Origin of the sequence: Burkholderia sp. AU19243 (genome assembly GCF_018148075.1) — a bacterium.
In the GTDB taxonomy this organism is placed as follows: domain Bacteria; phylum Pseudomonadota; class Gammaproteobacteria; order Burkholderiales; family Burkholderiaceae; genus Burkholderia; species Burkholderia latens_A.
The window spans coordinates 59,585-76,442 of the sequence record NZ_JAGSTV010000022.1; the positions used below are offsets into that span (position 1 = coordinate 59,585).

The 16,858-nt window shown below is 68.3% G+C and carries 15 protein-coding genes and 1 pseudogene; 5 read left to right on the top strand and 11 right to left on the bottom strand.

All coding sequences use genetic code 11. The features are described 5' to 3' along the window. Nucleotides 1-65: 65 nt before the first annotated feature. The 8 genes from ugpC to KDW55_RS27595 form a co-directional block, all read right to left on the bottom strand. A complete protein-coding gene (ugpC, locus tag KDW55_RS27560) occupies nt 66-1,175 on the bottom strand; it encodes a sn-glycerol-3-phosphate ABC transporter ATP-binding protein UgpC (protein WP_059547928.1) in 1,110 nt (369 codons plus the stop codon). 75 nt (nt 1,176-1,250) lie between these two features. Further along, nucleotides 1,251-1,979: an HAD family phosphatase gene (locus KDW55_RS27565; protein WP_040141700.1), complete on the bottom strand. Its 729-nt coding sequence runs from the start codon at nt 1,977-1,979 to the stop codon at nt 1,251-1,253. After that, nucleotides 1,976-2,827 carry a carbohydrate ABC transporter permease gene (locus tag KDW55_RS27570; RefSeq protein ID WP_040141702.1) on the bottom strand — a complete coding sequence of 284 codons (852 nt, stop codon included), beginning with the start codon at nt 2,825-2,827 and terminating at the stop codon, nt 1,976-1,978. The genes KDW55_RS27565 and KDW55_RS27570 overlap by 4 nt, the downstream gene beginning before the upstream one ends. After that, nucleotides 2,824-3,765, bottom strand: coding sequence for a sugar ABC transporter permease (locus tag KDW55_RS27575; RefSeq protein ID WP_040141704.1), 942 nt, complete (start codon nt 3,763-3,765; stop codon nt 2,824-2,826). The genes KDW55_RS27570 and KDW55_RS27575 overlap by 4 nt, the downstream gene beginning before the upstream one ends. 114 nt (nt 3,766-3,879) lie before the next feature. Next, on the bottom strand, nt 3,880-5,205 hold the full coding sequence (locus tag KDW55_RS27580) for a sugar ABC transporter substrate-binding protein (RefSeq protein ID WP_040141706.1): 1,326 nt from the start codon (nt 5,203-5,205) through the stop codon (nt 3,880-3,882). Nucleotides 5,206-5,294: 89 nt separating this feature from the next. Next, entirely contained in the window at nt 5,295-6,653 is a 1,359-nt protein-coding gene (locus KDW55_RS27585; protein ID WP_212161674.1) for a D-tagatose-bisphosphate aldolase, class II, non-catalytic subunit, read from the bottom strand. Beyond that, nucleotides 6,641-7,597 (bottom strand): sugar kinase, encoded by a 957-nt coding sequence (locus KDW55_RS27590; RefSeq protein ID WP_040141709.1) that lies wholly within the window; start codon nt 7,595-7,597, stop codon nt 6,641-6,643. The genes KDW55_RS27585 and KDW55_RS27590 overlap by 13 nt, the downstream gene beginning before the upstream one ends. A 72-nt stretch (nt 7,598-7,669) precedes the next feature. Next, nucleotides 7,670-8,446 (bottom strand): L-iditol 2-dehydrogenase, encoded by a 777-nt coding sequence (locus KDW55_RS27595; RefSeq protein WP_069241701.1) that lies wholly within the window; start codon nt 8,444-8,446, stop codon nt 7,670-7,672. Between the two features lie 326 nt (nt 8,447-8,772). On the opposite strand from KDW55_RS27595, the gene KDW55_RS27600 reads away from it, so the two are divergent. Genes KDW55_RS27600 through KDW55_RS27615 form a run of 4 tightly spaced genes read left to right on the top strand, consistent with a single transcriptional unit; the run spans nt 8,773 to nt 11,866 of the window. Next, nucleotides 8,773-9,234 (top strand): Fur family transcriptional regulator, encoded by a 462-nt coding sequence (locus KDW55_RS27600; protein WP_014896195.1) that lies wholly within the window; start codon nt 8,773-8,775, stop codon nt 9,232-9,234. Nucleotides 9,235-9,283: 49 nt separating this feature from the next. Further along, entirely contained in the window at nt 9,284-10,207 is a 924-nt protein-coding gene (locus KDW55_RS27605) for a zinc ABC transporter substrate-binding protein (RefSeq protein WP_040141713.1), read from the top strand. Next, complete coding sequence (locus tag KDW55_RS27610) at nt 10,204-11,091, top strand: ABC transporter ATP-binding protein (protein ID WP_212161673.1); 888 nt, start codon at nt 10,204-10,206, stop codon at nt 11,089-11,091. Before KDW55_RS27605 ends, KDW55_RS27610 begins: the two co-directional genes overlap by 4 nt. Further along, nucleotides 11,084-11,866 carry a metal ABC transporter permease gene (locus KDW55_RS27615; protein ID WP_040141717.1) on the top strand — a complete coding sequence of 261 codons (783 nt, stop codon included), beginning with the start codon at nt 11,084-11,086 and terminating at the stop codon, nt 11,864-11,866. Before KDW55_RS27610 ends, KDW55_RS27615 begins: the two co-directional genes overlap by 8 nt. Before the next feature lie 105 nt (nt 11,867-11,971). On the opposite strand, the gene fghA is transcribed toward KDW55_RS27615, so the two are convergent. Together fghA and KDW55_RS27625 are read right to left on the bottom strand one after the other, a co-directional pair. After that, nucleotides 11,972-12,820: an S-formylglutathione hydrolase gene (fghA, locus tag KDW55_RS27620; protein ID WP_040141719.1), complete on the bottom strand. Its 849-nt coding sequence runs from the start codon at nt 12,818-12,820 to the stop codon at nt 11,972-11,974. A gap of 259 nt (nt 12,821-13,079) precedes the next feature. Further along, the gene (locus tag KDW55_RS27625; RefSeq protein ID WP_212161671.1) at nt 13,080-14,546 is read right to left on the bottom strand and encodes an FGGY family carbohydrate kinase; all 1,467 of its coding nucleotides are present in this window, start codon (nt 14,544-14,546) and stop codon (nt 13,080-13,082) included. Nucleotides 14,547-14,993: 447 nt separating this feature from the next. On the opposite strand from KDW55_RS27625, the gene KDW55_RS27630 reads away from it, so the two are divergent. Further along, nucleotides 14,994-16,370, top strand: a complete 1,377-nt coding sequence (locus tag KDW55_RS27630) for a nucleobase:cation symporter-2 family protein (protein ID WP_040141725.1) — start codon at nt 14,994-14,996, stop codon at nt 16,368-16,370. Nucleotides 16,371-16,636: 266 nt separating this feature from the next. Here KDW55_RS27630 and KDW55_RS27635 read toward each other — a convergent pair. After that, a pseudogene (locus tag KDW55_RS27635) lies at nt 16,637-16,858 on the bottom strand (multidrug transporter); the annotation flags it as partial.

The following is a 16,858-nucleotide window of genomic DNA, read 5'->3' on the forward strand; positions in this document are numbered from 1 at the left end:
ACGTGCCGTAACCGGCCGCGCGCGCCGGCGGTTGCATCACGCAACGTCGCGGGACCGGCCTGCGCTCACGCCGCCTTCGCGTGCACGCCGAGCCGCGGGAACGCATGGCCGTGCTCATCGAACAGATGGCAGTGCTCGGCATCTGCATGCATCTGCAGCACCTCGCCGGTACGGTACGTGTCGAGCGGCGGGATTCGCGCGATCAGCCCGTCCGGTGCGGCCGACGACTCCGCATACAGATACGCCGCGTCGCCGAGCGACTCGACGGCCATCGTTTTCGCAGTCACATGTTGCGCCGCCGCGCCGACGAGCAGATGCTCCGGCCGCACGCCGACGGTCACCGGCGCACCGCGCTGCAATCCGGCCGCGTCGACCGCGACACGCTGCATGTCGCCGCTGTCGAAGCGCACGAGCACGCCGCCCGCATCGGCCGACTCGACCGCCCCTTTCAGGAAATTCATCTTCGGCGAGCCGATGAAGCCCGCGACGAACTGGTTCGCGGGCGCGTGGTACAGGGCGTTCGGCGTGCCGACCTGCTGCACGTCGCCGCCCGACAGCACGACGATCTTGTCGGCGAGCGTCATCGCCTCGACCTGATCGTGCGTCACGTAGATCATCGTCGTCTTCAGCTCGTCGTGCAGACGTGCGAATTCGAGCCGCATCTTCACGCGCAGCGCGGCGTCGAGATTCGACAGCGGCTCGTCGAACAGAAACACCTTCGGCTTGCGCGTGATCGCCCGGCCGATCGCGACGCGCTGTCGCTGCCCGCCCGACAGCTGCTTCGGCTTGCGGTCGAGCAGATGATCGATATGCAGGATCTTCGCGGCCTGCTTCACAGCCTGGTCGATCTCGGGCTTCTTCGCGCCCGCGAGCTTGAGGCCGAACGCCATGTTGTCGTACAGCGTCATGTGCGGATACAGCGCATACGACTGAAACACCATCGCGATGCCGCGCTTCGCGCTCGGCACGTCGTTGACCTTCGCACCGTCGATCAGCAGATCGCCGCTCGAGATGTCCTCGAGCCCGGCGATCATCCGCATCAGCGTGGATTTGCCGCAGCCGCTCGGGCCGACGAACACGACGAATTCGCCGTCGGCGATGTCGAGGTTCACGTTGCGCAGCACTTCGGTGTCGTCGTAGCGCTTCGCGATATTGCGCAGGAGCACGCTTGCCATGGTCTGTCTCCGTTCGTTCGTGATGCTTGATGTATCGTGCGCCGCGGCGACGCCGCGCGCGATCGTCTTTCGCCGTTAGCCCGGCAGCACGGCGCCCGTCGCCTGCCAGCGCGCAACGTAGTCGGGCAGCTCGCGCATGTCGTCGAACACGTGCCGCGCGCCGATGCCTCGCAGCGCGTCGATCTGCGCGGCCGACGCATGCCCGCCGCCGACGAAGCCGAGCACGGTCATGCCGGCCGCCGCGGCCGCAGTGATGCCGGTCACGCTGTCCTCGACGACAAGGCACTGCGCGGGCACCGCACCGAGCGCGCGCGCGGCCGCCAGATACACGTCGGGCGCCGGTTTCGGCCGCGCGACGGCGTCCGCGCAGAACAGCCGGTCGCCGAAGAAGCGCGCGAGGCCGGTGCGCGCGAGCGCCGCTTCGACGTACGCGCGGTAGCTGTTGCTCGCGCACGCGGTCGTCAGCTCGATCGCCGCAAGCGCCGTATCGATGCCGTCCACCATCGGCGCGTTGACAGCCGCCGCTTCGACCGCGCGGCGGATCGCATCGACGTCGTCGGCCGACAGCGTACGGCCGACGGCTTCGCTCGCACCGGCCAGCACACGCTCGATGCGCAGCCCGAGCAGCGGCATCACCGCCGGCCGCGCATCGACGCCCGGCCAGCGCGCATCGAGTTCGCGCACGATCACGTCGGCGGCGACGGCCTCGCTGTCGATCAGCACGCCGTCGCAATCGCAGATCAGCACGTTCACGCCATGACCGACCGCGCGCTTGCCGGCCGCACCTTCGCCGGCCGCGCTCATTTGACCGCCCCGAACGTGAGCCCGCGCACCAGCTGCTTCTGCGACAGCCAGCCGACGATCAGGATCGGCGCGACCGCGAGCAGCGACGCCGCGGACAGCTTCGCCCAGAACAAGCCTTCAGGGCTCGAATACGACGCGATGAACACGGTCAGCGGTGCCGCGTTCGAGCTCGACAGGTTGATGCTCCAGAACGCCTCGTTCCACGACAGGATCACGAGCAGCAGCGCGGTCGACGCGAGCCCCGGCAGCGCCATCGGCATCAGCAGATAGACGATCTCCTGCCACGTCGACGCGCCGTCGATGCGGCCGGCTTCGAGGATGTCCTTCGGAATCTCGTTGAAATACGTGAACGTCATCCACACCGCGATCGGCAGGTTGATCAACGTGTACACGATCACGAGGCCGGACACGGTATCGAGCAGCCCCGCGTTCTTCCAGAGCAGATAGATCGGCACGAGCACGCCGACCGACGGCATCATCTTGGTCGACAGCATCCACAGCAGCACCTTCTGCGTACGGCGGTTCGGAAAGAACGCCATTGCGTACGCGGCCGGTACCGCGAGCAGCAGCGAGATCGCCGTGACGCCCGCCGAAATCAGCACCGAATTCCACGCGAATGCGAAGTAGTTGCTGCGCGCGAAAACCTCGCGGAAGCTGTCGAGCGTCGGCATGAAGAACAGCGTCGACGCATACGCCTGCTGCTCGGTCTTGAACGCGGTGATCGCCATCCAGAAGATCGGGAAAAACAGCAGCAGCGCGATCAGCCACGCGAGCGCGCCGGGCAGCGCGCGCCGCACGAGGTCGAATGCGGCCGGCGCGCGCCGGCCTTCGATGGTCAGGTCGCTCATGACTCGTACTCCCCCTTCAGGTTGCGCGCGAGCATCCGCACCAGGAAGAACGACACGACGTTCGCGACCACGACGGCAATGATCCCGCCCGCGGATGCGAGCCCGACGTCGAACTGCTGCAGGCCGAGCGCGTAAATCAGGTACGACAGGTTGGTCGTCGCATTGCCCGGGCCGCCGCCCGTCGTCGTGTAGATCTCCGCGAAGATCGACAGCAGGAAAATCGTCTCCATCATCACGACGACGGCAATCGCGCGCTTCAGGTGCGGCAGCGTGATGTAGAAGAACATCGCGATCGGGCCCGCGCCGTCGATGCGCGCGGCTTCCTTCTGCTCCTGGTCGAGCGACTGGATCGCCGTGAACAGGATCAGGAACGCGAACGGCAGCCACTGCCACGCGACGATCATGATCACCGCGGTGAGCGGGTAATCGGCGAACCAGTCGACCGGCGTCATCCCGAACGCGCGCATCGCATTCGCGACGAGCCCGTACACCGGATGCAGGATCATGTTCTTCCAGATCAGCGCGGCGACCGTCGGCATCACGAAGAACGGCGCAATGGCCAGCAGCCGTGCAATGCCCTGCCCGTAGAACTTGCGGTCGAACAGCACGGCCATCAGCACGCCGCCGATCACCGTGATCGCGAGCACCGCGCCGATCAGCACGAGCGTGTGCCAGATCGCGGGCAGGAACGACGGATCCGTCGCGAGAAAGCGGTAGTTGTCGAGCCCGGCGAAACCCTTCACGTCCGGGTTCAGCAGGTTGTAGCGCGACAGCGAATACCAGATCGTCATCGCGAGCGGAATCGACATCCACAGCAGCAGCACCGCGACGGACGGCGACACGAGCCAGCTCGCGCCGCGCGCGCGGCGCGGCGCGAGCGGCGTCGACGCGTCGCCGACCGACGGCGCGTGGCCCAGGGGAAGACGTAAATGACGCATGATCGGAGTCCCTCCGGTTGATGCGCGGGCGCGAACGGCCTGCCCGCATTGCTGCTTCGGCGGCGCGCATCGTGCGCGCTGCCGCACACGGTGCGCGCCGCGTGACTTCCGGCGTTATTTCTTGTAGCCGGCCTGCCGCACCGCACGATCGGCGGCCGCCTGGCCCGCGGCGAGCGCCTGGTCGACCGACATCTGGCCGGCCACCGCACCGGCGATCGCCTGCCCGACCACCGTGCCGAACGACTGGAATTCAGGAATCCCGACGTACTGCACGCCCGTGTACGGGACCTTCTTCAGCGACGGATCGTTCGGGTCAGCCGTCTCGATCGCCTTCAGCACGAAGTCCGAGAACGGCGCGGCGGCCTTGTACTCGGCGCGCTGATACGTCGACGAGCGGGTGCCCGGCGGCACCGACGCCCAGCCTTCGTCCTTGCCGACCATTTCGACGTACTGCTTCGACGTCGCCCACGCGATGAACTTGCGCGCGGCGTCCTGCTGCTTCGACGTCTTCGGCACGGCGAGCGCCCACGCCCACAGCCAGTGCGAGCCCTTCGGCGTGACGGCGACCGGCGCGGCCGCGAAACCGATCTTGTCGGCGACCTGCGACTGCTGCTTGTTGTAGAGCATCCCGGCGGCGACCGTCGCGTCGATCCACATCGCGCACTTGCCCGATGCGGTGAGCGTCAGGTTCTCGTTGAACCCGTTCGAGCTCGCTCCGGGCGGCCCGTTCTTCTTCAGCAGGTTCACGTAGAAATTGATCGCCTTCTTCCATTCGGGCGACGTGAGCTGCGCGTTCCAGTTCTCGTCGAACCAGCGTCCGCCGAACGTGTTCACGACCGTCGACACGTACGCCATGTTCTCGCCCCATCCGGCCTTGCCGCGCAGGCAGATCCCGTAGGTGCCCTTCGACTTGTCGGTGAGCTTGTCCGCGAATTCGGCGATCTGGTCGTAGGTCGGCTGGTCGGGCATCTTGAGCCCCTTCGCGGCGAACAGGTCCTTGCGGTAAAACGTCATCGAGCTTTCGACGTAGAACGGCAGCGCGTAGAGCTGGCCGTTGTACGACAGGCTGTCGCGCGCGGTCTTGACGATGTCGTTCAGGTCGTAGTCGGCGGGCAGGCCCGTCATCGGCGCGAGCCAGCCGCGCTTGCCCCACTGCGGCGTCTCGTAGGTGCCGATCGCCATCACGTCGAACTGGCCGCTGCCGGTCGTGATGTCGGTGGTCGCGCGCTGGCGCAGCACGTTTTCCTCGAGGATCACCCAGTTCAGCTTGATGTCGGGGTTCGCCTTCTCGAACGCCGGCGACAGCTTCTTCAACTCGATCATGTCCGGGTTGTTCAGCGTCGCGATCGTCAGCGTGCCGGCGGACGCCGCACACGCGGCCGTCGCAAGCGCGGCTCCGGCGAAGCAGCGTACGGCGGCATCGAGCATCTTTCGTTGCATGGCATGTCTCCTGTGATTGTTCGAACTGTCGTCGGTATTGCGTGTTGCGTAGTGCGTATGTCGCGTTGCCGCGTTTCCTTCGCGGCCCGTCATGCCGGCCGCTGCATCCCGCACGCGCGCGCGTAGTGCGCGATCACGTCGCGTATCCGGTGGCGCACCCACGCGCGCGGTTCGCGTGCGAGGCCGCCCGCGCGGCACGCTGCGTACACGTCCGGCAGCCACTGCGCGACGAGCGTTTCCGGCACCGGCTGCCGCGCGAGGTTGCCGAACAATTGCTCGACTGCCGCCGCAACGGCCGGCTGCAGCCAGTAGTAGCGGATCCGGTCGCTGTAGCTGAACTGGCGCGCGAGCCGCTGCTCGGCCTCGTCGCCTCGATAGTACGGCGCCCAGTGTTCCGGCTGCGCGCGCATCGCGGCGTCGACGACGTCGCGCAGGCGCGAACGCTGCGCGACGTCGTCGATCAGCGCATCCTCGATGAACGTGAGTGCGAACAGCGCCTCGCGCAGCGCGAAGGTCAGCGCGGGGCCGACCTTCAGCACCGCGAAATGATCGCGCACGAGCGCGGCGAGCGCGGCTTCGGTCTGGTAGTCGGTCGAATGCGCCTCGAACACGAGGCGCGGTGTGCGCAGGATGCTCGCGCCGAGCGACGCCGCCTTCGCGCTGTCGTAGTCGAGCACATGACGATCGTCGAAATCGACGCCCGGCTGCGCGACGATCGCAACGACGCGCGTCCATGCGTCGTGGAGCCCTGCCGCGGCGAACGCGCTGCGGTGCGCGTCGAGCGTCGCGGCGATGCTGTCGCTGCGCGTGACCGCGATCCGCGCGATCGCGGCGCCGTCCGCATCGCCGTCGCCGGCGACTTCGCCGCCCGGCGTCGGCACCTCGGTGCCGATCACGTAGACGGGCGCAACGCCCGCGCGCGCCGCGGCATCCTCCGCGGCCCGGCACAGCTCGGCCGCGCGCGCGGCGATTGTGCGATCGTCGAGCCGCACCGGATCGTCCGCGCACGCCATGCTCGCGTCGAGATGGATCTTCTCGAACCCGGCTTCGACATACGCGGCGACCATCGCGGCCGCTTCGCGCATTGCGTCGGCCGCGCGGCGGTGCCGCCACGGGTTCGGCCCGAGATGATCGCCGCCGAGCACGAGCGCCGACGGCGCAAGCCCGCAGCGTTGCGCGATCGCATCGACGTCGCGCCGGAAGTCCGCGGGCGTCATGCCGGTATAGCCGCCGAGATGGTTGACCTGGTTGCAGGTCGCCTCGATCAGCAGCGGCGAACCGTCGGCGCGCGCGGCTTCGCATGCGGCTTCCAGCACGAGCCGGTGCGCGCTGCAGATCGAGTAGATGCCGCGCTGGGCATTCGCGCGGTTCGCGTCGAAGATCATCCGCAGCACGGTCCCAGCGTGCGCGGTGCGCGCGTGCTCCGCGATGCTCGTCAGGCCGGGCATGCGACACCTCGTTCGGTCAGGAAGCGGTCGATCTCGGCCGCGCTGCTGTTACCCTCCATCGGGCCGCGCCGCGTGACCGCGATCGCGCCGGCCGCGTTCGCGCGGCGCAGCGCGACGTCGATCGGCAGGCCCGCGACGAGGCTCGCGACCAGCGTGCCGCCGAAGCAGTCTCCCGCGCCGGTCGGATCGAGTTCGTCAACACGGTAGGCCTGCGCATCGACGCGGCTCGCCCGATCGAACGCGACACTGCCGGCCGCGCCGCGCTTGAGCACGACGCGCTCGAGCAGCGGATGAGTCGCGAGCAGCCCGGCGATCGCGCGTTCGGCCGGCTGCGGTCCGCAGAAGAACGGCAAGTCGGCCTCGCTCGGCAGGAACAGGTGGCACGCGGCGAGCATTGCGTCGAGCGCCGCGCGCATCGGCCGGAAGCTCAGCATCTCGGGCCGCACGTTGGGGTCGAACGACACCTTCGCGCCCGCGTGCGCCGCTTCGATCACGCCGCGCTGCACGGCCGCGATCGCCGATTCGCTCGTCAGCGACGACCCCATCACGTGGAAGTAGCGGCAGCCGTCGAACATCGGCGTGTCGACATCGGACGCGTCCACGCACGCGGCTGCGCTGGTCGACAGGCTGAACACGAAACTGCGCGAACCGTCGTCGCGATACGCGACGAACGCGGTGCCGGTCGGGCGCGCAACACGGCGAATGCGCGTGACGTCGACGCCGTCGCGTTCGAGACGTGCGACGATCGCGTCGCCGAACGCATCGCGGCCGACACAGCCCGCATACGCGACGCGCGCACCGAGCCGCGCAGCCTGATCGGCGAAGATCGCCGGCGCACCGCTCGGAAACGGCCCCGCGAACATGCCCGGCGCGTCGAAGCCCTGGCCGCGCTCGGCGGCGACGAATTCGGCCAGCAGTTCGCCGGCAACCACGATCTCGGCCATCAGGCATGCCCTCGTTCGGCGGCGGCCGCGCGCGGCGGACCCACCGGGGTTGCGCTTACGAGCGGCGGCATCTCAGCTCATCCAGTTGCCGCCGTCGACGTTCAGCGTCTGGGCGGTGATGTAGTCGGCGTCGGCCGACGCCAGGAACAGCGCGGCGCCCGTCAGGTCGGCCGGCACGCCCATGCGGCCAAGCGGCACCGCTTCGCCGACGAGCCGCTTCTTTTCTCCGAGCGGCCGGTTCTCGTAGCGTGCGAAGAGCGCATCGACCTGCTCCCACATCGGCGTGTCCACCACGCCCGGCGCGATGCCGTTCACGTTGATCCGGTGCGGCGCGAGCGCGAGCGCGGCCGACTGCGTGTAGCTGATCACCGCGGCCTTGGTCGCGCAGTAATGCGAGACGAGCGCCTCGCCACGACGCCCCGCCTGCGACGACATGTTGACGATCTTGCCGCCGCGCCCCTGCTCGACCATCCGGCGTGCGACGGCCTGCATCAGGAAGAACAGCCCTTTGACGTTGACCGCGAACAGCCGGTCGAACACGTCCCACGATTCGTCGAGGATCGGGCGCATGTCGAACAGCGCCGCGTTGTTGAACAGGATGTCGACGCCGCCGAAACGCTCGACGGCGGTCGCGACGATGCGCTCGATGTCGTCGCGGCGGGTGACGTCGGCGGTGACGGCCGCCGCGCGGCCGGGATTGGCCTCGACCAGCCGTGCGAGCGAACCGCTCGCGGGCTTCAGGTCCACCAGCACGCAGCGCGCGCCCTCGTCCAGATAGCGTTGCGCGACGGCTTCGCCGATGCCGCTTGCCGCGCCCGTGAGGATCGCGACCTTGTCTGCCAGTCTCACTGGTTGTCTCCGGTTCGTTCTGCTGCACGAAGATCGTGAGGTGAGCGAACGCTCGCCGACCGATCAATTGCTCTGTTGTTGGTCGAATGATCGGATACGCGATTGACGCTGTCAAGGCGGCGGGCCGGCTTTCGATGATGCGCTGCGGCACGGCGGCATCGGCTGCCGGCCGGGACGCCACGTGCCGCAAGGCGTCACGCGCTGGGTGCGGCGCGGCTGAAGTGGCGGCGAGGGGCGCAGCAGGCGCGCGACACGGAATCGGCGCTGCACGGCGCGGAGATACGTTATATCATCGCGATACTTCGTTTCATTGGCCGCCTCCCGCCATGGCTACCTCATCGCCCATCGACGCCCGGCTGTCCCGGGCCGACGCATTCGCCGCCGAGCACGGGCTCGCGTGGACGCCGCTGCGCCGCCAGGTCTACGAACGCGTGCTGGCCGCGCAGCGCCCGATCGGCGCATACGACCTGCTCGCCGAACTCGAGCCGCAGCGCGGCCGCGTGCCGCCGACCACCGTCTATCGCGCGCTGGATTTCCTCGTCGAGCACGGCTTCATCCACCGGATCGAATCGAAGAACGCGTTCTTCGCGTGCTGCGAGATCGGCGTGCCGCACGAAGGCCAGTTCCTGATCTGCGATTCATGCGGCGAGACCGTCGAGATCCCGGGCAGCGACCTCGCGAAGCAACTGTCCGCGAGCGAGCCTGCGCACGGGTTCGAAGTCCACCATCAGGTCGTCGAGCTGAACGGCCTGTGCGGGCACTGCAAGGGCAAGCCCGCGCAACGCTGACGTCGCACACGTGCGGCGCACGGCGCCGCCCTTTCCAACGAGGAGTTTCATGTCCATTGCCCTGAAGCGCGCGCCGCGGCGCGCCATGCCGCTTGCCCGCCTGTTCGCGGCCGCAGCCGCCGCGGCTGCGATGCTGTCGGTCGCCGCCCCCGGTGTCGCGCAGGCCGCGGCCGTCAACGTCGTCGCCGCCGAGAACTTCTATGGCGACGTCGCGTCGCAGATTGGCGGCAGCCATGTCGCGGTAACGAGCATCCTGAGCAATCCCGATCAGGACCCGCACCTGTTCGAAGCGAGCCCGAAAACCGCACGCGCATTGCAGCGCGCGCAGCTCGTGATCTACAACGGCGCGAACTACGATCCGTGGATGAGCAAGCTGCTGTCCGCGTCGAAGCAGCCCAAACGCGCGACGATCGTCGTCGCCGACCTGGTCGGCAAGAAGGCCGGCGACAACCCGCACCTGTGGTACGACCCGGCCACGATGCCGGTCGCCGCACGCGCGATCGCGGCCGAGTTGGGCCGTGCAGACCCGGCGAACAAGGCCGACTACGACGCGAACCTGCAGAAGTTCATCGCATCGCTGAAGCCCGTCGACGACAAGATTGCCGCGCTGCGCGCGCAGTACAAGGGTGTGCCGGTGACGGCCACCGAGCCGGTGTTCGGCTACATGTCGGACGCGATCGGCCTCGACATGCGCAATCAGCGCTTCCAGCTCGCGACGATGAACGATACCGAGGCGAGCGCGCAGGACGTCGCCGCATTCGAAAACGACCTTCGCAACAAGCGGGTGCGCGCGCTGATCTACAACAGCCAGGCCGAAGCGCCGATGACCCGGCGCCTGCTGAAGATCGCGCGCGACGGCGGTGTGCCGAGCGTGAGCGTCACCGAGACGCAGCCGGCCGGCAAGACTTTCCAGCAATGGATGGCCGGCCAGCTCGACGCGCTCGCGGCCGCGCTTTCCGCCAGCAAGAAATGACCGCCACTCCCCACGCACTCTCGCTCGATCGCGTCACGCTCGAACTGGGCGGTCGCACTATCCTGCGCGACGCGAGCTTCTCGATCGAACCCGGCGAATTCGTCGGCGTGCTCGGACCGAACGGCGCAGGCAAGACCACGCTGATGCGCGCAGTGCTCGGCCTCGTTCCGGTCACGGGCGGCACGCTGTCGGTCGGCGGCGCGCCTGTCGAGCGCGGCAACGCGTCGATCGGCTACATGCCGCAGATCCGCAGCGGCCTCGCGAATCGCCGGATGCGCGGCTACGACTTCGTCGCGATGGCCGCCGACGGGCATCGCTGGGGGTTGCCGCACGCGAACGCGGCAACGCGGCGCGACGTCGATCGCGTGCTCGAGCTCGTCGGCGGCGCGGCGCTTGCGCGCCGGCCGCTGTCCGAGCTGTCGGGCGGCGAGCGGCAGCGGCTGCTGCTCGCGCAGTGCCTGCTCGGCAGCCCGAAACTGCTGCTGCTCGACGAGCCGCTGATCAGCCTCGATCCGAATCATCAGCGCGGCGTCGTCGAACTCGTGCGCAATGTGCAGCGGGAGCTCGGCATTACCGTGCTGTTTTCCGCGCACGAACTGAATCCGTTGCTGAACGCGCTCGATCGCGTGCTGTACCTCGGCAACGGCGTCGCGGCGCTCGGCACCGTCGACGAGGTGATCACCAAGCCGGTGCTGTCGCGGCTTTACGGGTCGCCGATCGACGTGATGCGCGTGAACGGCAAGATCTTCGTGATGTCCGGCGACGTCGAGATCGAGAAGCACGATCACGAACACGAGGAAGACGACGGCCACTCGCACGGCGGCGGCGGCCACGGCCATCACCACCACGGACACGCTCATCCCGGGCATTCGCACGATGTTTGAATACGATTTCATGATCAACGCGTTCGCCGCGTCGGGGATCGTCGCGGTGCTCGCGGGCATCGTCGGTTATTTCCTGGTGCTGCGCGGACAAACGTTCGCCGGCCATGCGCTGTCGCACGTCGGCTTCACCGGCGCAACCGGCGCGGTGCTGCTCGGCATCTCGCCGATCTGGGGAATGGTTGGTTTCACGCTCGCGGCCGGCATCGGAATGGGCGCGCTCGGCGAACGGCTCGCGGGTCGCGACGTCGCGATCGGCGTGATCCTGTCGGGCGCACTCGGCTTCGGCCTGTTGTTTCTGCACTTCTACACGTCGTTCGCGACGCAGGTCACCGCGCTGCTGTTCGGCAACGTGCTCGCGGTGAGCCACGACACCCTCGCGGTGCTGGCCGGCATCGGCGCGGTGAGCCTCGTCGCGCTCGCGCTGATCGCGCGGCCGCTGCTGTTCGCGTCGCTGCAGCCGGAGCTGGCCGAAGCGAAAGGCGTGTCGCTGCGCACGGTGTCGATGCTGTTCCTCGCGGTGTGTGCGCTCGCGGTGGCCGCGGCCACCCAGATCGTCGGCGTGCTGCTCGTGTTCACGCTGCTCGTCGGGCCGGCGGCGGCCGCGCAGAACGTGTCGACGCGGCTGTCGACCGGCGTCGCGCTCGCCGCGCTGTTCGCGCTGTTCGAAGCGTGGGTTGGCATCGCGCTCGCCTATCACACCGACTGGCCGACGAGTTTCTGGATTACGGCGTTGTCGGCGCTGGTGTATGGGGCGAGTTTGTTGCGGCGCCCCTGAACGTCGAGCGGCAATAACGAAAACGCCGGCGTGCCCGATGGGCAACGCCGGCGTTTTTTTGCGCGCGCTTCGCCGCGCGAAATGTGCGTTACCTGCTTGACGCGCTCATCGGGCCAGCACGCGCGCATGATGCGCAATGTGATCGGCGATGAACGTCGAGATGAAGTAGTAGCCGTGATCGTAGCCTTCATGGCGGCGCAGCGTCAGCGGCTGGCCTGCCTGTTCGCACGCGGCTTCGAAGACGTCCGGATTCAGCTGGTTCGCGAGAAACTGGTCGGCGAGACCCTGGTCGACGAGGATGCCGTCCGCGAACTTCGGCGCATCCGCGCGCGCGACGAGTTCGCTCGCGTCGTGCTGCTTCCATGCGTCGCGATCGTCGCCGAGGTAGCCCGCGAACGCCTTCTCGCCCCACGGGCAACGCGTCGGTGCGGCGATCGGCGCGAACGCCGACACCGAGCGATACAGCTCGGGATGACGCAGCGCGAGCGTCAGCGCGCCATGCCCGCCCATCGAATGTCCGAAGATCCCGAGGCGCGCGCCGTCAATCGGCAACGCGGTCGTGACGAGCTCGCGCAACTCGCCGGTCACGTACGACTCCATCCGGTAATGCGTGGACCACGGCGCCTGCGTCGCGTCCACGTAAAAGCCCGCGCCGACGCCGAAATCCCACGCATCGGCTTCGCCGGGCACGCCAGCGCCGCGCGGGCTCGTATCGGGCATCACGAGCGCGACACCGTGTTGCGCCGCATACTGCTGCGCGCCGCCCTTGATCGCGAACGTCTCGTCGGTACACGTGAGCCCCGCGAGATAGAACAGCGCCGGCACGCGGCCGTGCGCGGCCTGCGGCGGCAGGTACACGGAGAATTTCATCGGCAGGCCGATGGCCGTCGAATCGTGGCGATAGAAGCGTTGCTCGCCGCCGTGGCAAGCATGCGAAGAAACGAGTTCGAGCATGGGATTCCCTTCCGTTCAATACAGCACGTTCGGGCGAAACGATTCGCCCTTCTTCATCGGATCGGCGCTGCCGCGGCACGTCTCGGCCGGCACGCGCACGATCGGGTCGCACCATGCCGCGACGCAGGCCCGGATGCGGCACGTCGAAGCCGCGGCGTGCCCGCCATGATCGCCGATCGCGCCGCGCATCGCGCACGCGAAACAGCCGCCGGCTTGCCGCGATGCGTCATCGCCGCTGCAAAGCGCCACGTGCCCGAGTTTAATCGCCGGTCGTGAACCATGCGTCGGTTCGCGCATACAGATCGACGAAACGCGCGTGACGGGCGGCGAGCGCCCGATCGTCGCGCGGTACGGCGACCGACGACGCGGCCGGGGCCAGCGCGCGCAGCGCGTCCTCGCGCCAGTGCCCGATCGCGACGCCGGCGAGCAGCGCCGCGCCGCGCGTCGCGGCGTTGGGGCAATCGACCGCGTCGAGCGATGCGCCGAGCGCATCCGCAAGCAACTGGCGCCAGCGCGGATCGACCGAACCGCCGCCGGCCAGACGCAGCGTCGTCACCGGATCGGTGCGGTTCGCATCGCGGATCGCGTCGAGTCCCGCGCGCAACGCGAATGCGACACCTTCGAATGCGGCACGCATCATCGCGCCGCGCGTGTCGCCGAGCCCGAGCCCGAGCCAGCCGCCGCGCGCATCGGGGTTCATCCACGGCGAGCGCTCGCCCGTCAGGTACGGCAAAAAGCACAACCGCTCGGACGCCGGCTGCGCGAACGCTTCGTCGTATGCGTCCGCCCACCGCGCATAGCCGAGCCAGCCGCGCACGGCTTCGAGCGCGAGCCCGACGTTCTGCATCGCGGCCATCGTGTAATAGCCGCCGCCCGCTGCCGTCCGATAGCGATGCAGCCCGCGCCGCGCGGGAGGCAAAGCGTGCGCGAGCACGACGATCTGGCCGCCGCTGCCGGTCGTCAGCAGCGCGTCGCCGGCTGCGACGAGCCCGCTGCCGAGCGCCGCGCACGCGGTATCGCCCGCACCGGTTGCAAGGGGCACGCCGGCCGGCAGCCCGAGTGCCGCCGCCGCCTTCGCGTCGAGCACGCCGCAGCGCGCGCTCGATGCGCGCACCGGCGCAAAGCGGTCTCGCGGCAGGCCGAACCTGTCGATCAGCGCCGTGTCCCATGCCCCGTCCGGCGTCGCGAGTGCGGTCGCGCACGCATCGCTCGGATCGGCCGCGACGTCGCCGCCGAGCGCGACCCGCAGCCAGTCCTTCGGCTGTACGACCCAGCGCGCCGCCTGCAGCGCATGCGGTTCATGTGCGGCCAGCCAGCGCAACAGCGGCCCCGCCATCCCCGGCGCGACGGGATTTGGGGCAACGGGCGCACCTGCGACGGACACGCCGGCGTCGTTCCAGGCGGCCGCGTCCGCTTCGCGCACCGCGCGCGTATCGGGCCACAGCATCGCGGGCCGCACCGGCTGCCCGGCCGCATCGATCGCTACGACGCCGTGCATCTGGCCCGAGAACCCGATTGCGGCGACCTGCTCGCGCTCGCCGGCCGGCAGCCGCGCAGCGGCGCGCACGAGCGCGTGCCACCACACGTCCGGCGCAATTTCCGCCCAGCCGGGCTGCGGTGACGACAACGCATAAGATTCGCTCGCGACTGCGCGCTCGACGCCATCGGCATCGAGCGTGACGAGTTTGATGGAGCCGGTGCCGAGGTCGATTCCGAGCAGGCGCATGACGGGTTGCGTATTCGAGTAAACGGATCCCGATGATAGCGGGATCGCGACATGCGGCCCGATCGGCGCAGCGTCTTTCGTCACCGTGACGATGCACGAACGCGGCCGCCGGGCAGGTTCCACCGGGATGCACCGTGCCGGCGCGAACGCGTGCCCGCGGGTTAACCCGGCGCGATTTTCCACCGGTCGTTTTTGCCACTATGCCGAGGTCGCGATACACACCATAAAGACACCGATATTTGACACCGGGGTCCGCGCTATTTTGGACGGCTATAAAACCGGGGAACCTCACTCCAGCGGCAGTTTCCCGATGATCGACACCGCCCTTCATGCCGAAATGGCATATCGAACCAGCAAAGAACGGAATAGGACCCAGCGCTCTTGTTGCGATGTGGTATTCCGCATAACTTCGTACCACCCTGAAAACAAGATCATGGAGTGAGACAGATGCAATCGAACACGGTCCATCCGTGCGATGAGGTGCTGCCGACCGGCAAGCTTGTAACGCTTGGTCTGCAACACGTCCTCGTCATGTACGCCGGCGCCGTCGCCGTGCCGCTCATCGTCGGCGGCGCGCTGAAGCTGCCCAAAGACCAGATCGCGTTCCTGATCAGCGCCGATCTGTTTTCATGCGGTATCGCGACGCTGATCCAGACGCTCGGCCTGTGGATCTTCGGGATCCGGCTGCCGGTGATCATGGGATGCACGTTCGCGGCAGTCGGCCCGATGATCGCGATCGGCACGAACCCCGGCCTCGGCATTCTCGACATCTTCGGCTCGACGATCGCGGCCGGCATCATCGGCATCGTGCTCGCGCCGATGATCGGCAGGCTGTTGCGATTCTTCCCGCCCGTCGTCGTCGGCACGGTGATCGCGGTGATCGGGCTGTCGCTGATGGAAGTCGGGATCAACTGGGCGGCCGGCGGCGTCGGCAATCCCGAATACGGTAGTCCCGTCTACCTCGGCCTGTCGCTGCTCGTGCTCACGCTGATCCTGCTGATCAACAAGTACGGTCGCGGCTTCATCGCGAACATCTCGGTGCTGCTCGGCATCGTCGCCGGCTTCGTGATCGCGTTCGCGATCGGCCGCGTGAACACGGACGGCGTCGCGCTTGCGCCGTGGGTCGGCTTCGTGATGCCGTTCCACTTCGGCATGCCGCACTTCGACCCGCTGTCGATCGCGACGATGGTCACGGTAATGTTCGTCACGTTCATCGAATCGACGGGGATGTTCCTCGCGGTCGGCGACATGGTCGATCGTCCGGTCAATCAGGAGCGCCTCGTGCGCGGCCTGCGTGTCGACGGCCTCGGTACGCTGATCGGCGGCATCTTCAACTCGTTCCCGCATACGTCGTTCTCGCAGAACGTCGGCCTGATCGGCGTGACCGGCGTCAAGAGCCGGTTCGTCTGCGCGACCGGCGGCGTGATCCTGGTCCTGCTCGGGCTGTTCCCGAAGATGGCGCAGGTCGTCGCATCGGTGCCGCCGTTCGTGCTCGGCGGCGCAGGCATCGTGATGTTCGGGATGGTCGCCGCGAACGGCATCAAGGTGCTGTCGAAGGTCGACTTCGTGACCAACGCGCACAACCTGTTCATCGTCGCCGTGAGCGTCGGCATGGGCCTCGTGCCGGTCGTGTCGCCGCACTTCTTCTCGAAGTTGCCGCCGGCGCTCGCGCCGATCCTGCACAGCGGCATCCTGCTTGCATCGGCCACGGCCGTGATCCTGAACATCGTGTTCAACGGCGTGAAGGGCGAAAAGGAAGCGCGTTGCGAAATCCGCCGCGCAGGGCACGACTTCGACGGACGTCCGGCCGACGTGCATCACTGATTGGTCTTGCAGCGGCCGCAGCCGAATGCTGCGGCGAAGGATAAAACGCCACGGCCTGCCGTGGCGTTTTGCTTTGCGGAGCGGGCCCGCGACGGCGGCGGCGATGCGTGCGACGCGGGCGACGATCCGCCTTCGCCGCACACGGCTCGCATCCATCGACCGCACCAAAAAAAACGCCACGGACGAAAGTCCGTGGCGTTGTCGCATCGAAGGTGCTGCAGCTGAGGCGACGCGGAGCGGTTCCCCGCCCGTGTCCGCCGCCGTGCTTACCCGTTCGTCGCGGTTGCCGACGCGCTCGCCGGTGCGGCCGCCTTGTCGTAGCCGGCCGTCTCGTCAGGCGCGCGCGGCGTCTCGCCGGCGCGCTGGATCCAGCCGCCGCCCAGTGCGCGATACAGGTCGACGAGGTTCGTCCAGCGTGCGAGCCGTGCGCTGATCAGCGTCTGCTGCGCCGAGTAGAGATCGGTCTGCGCGGTCAGCACCGACAGATA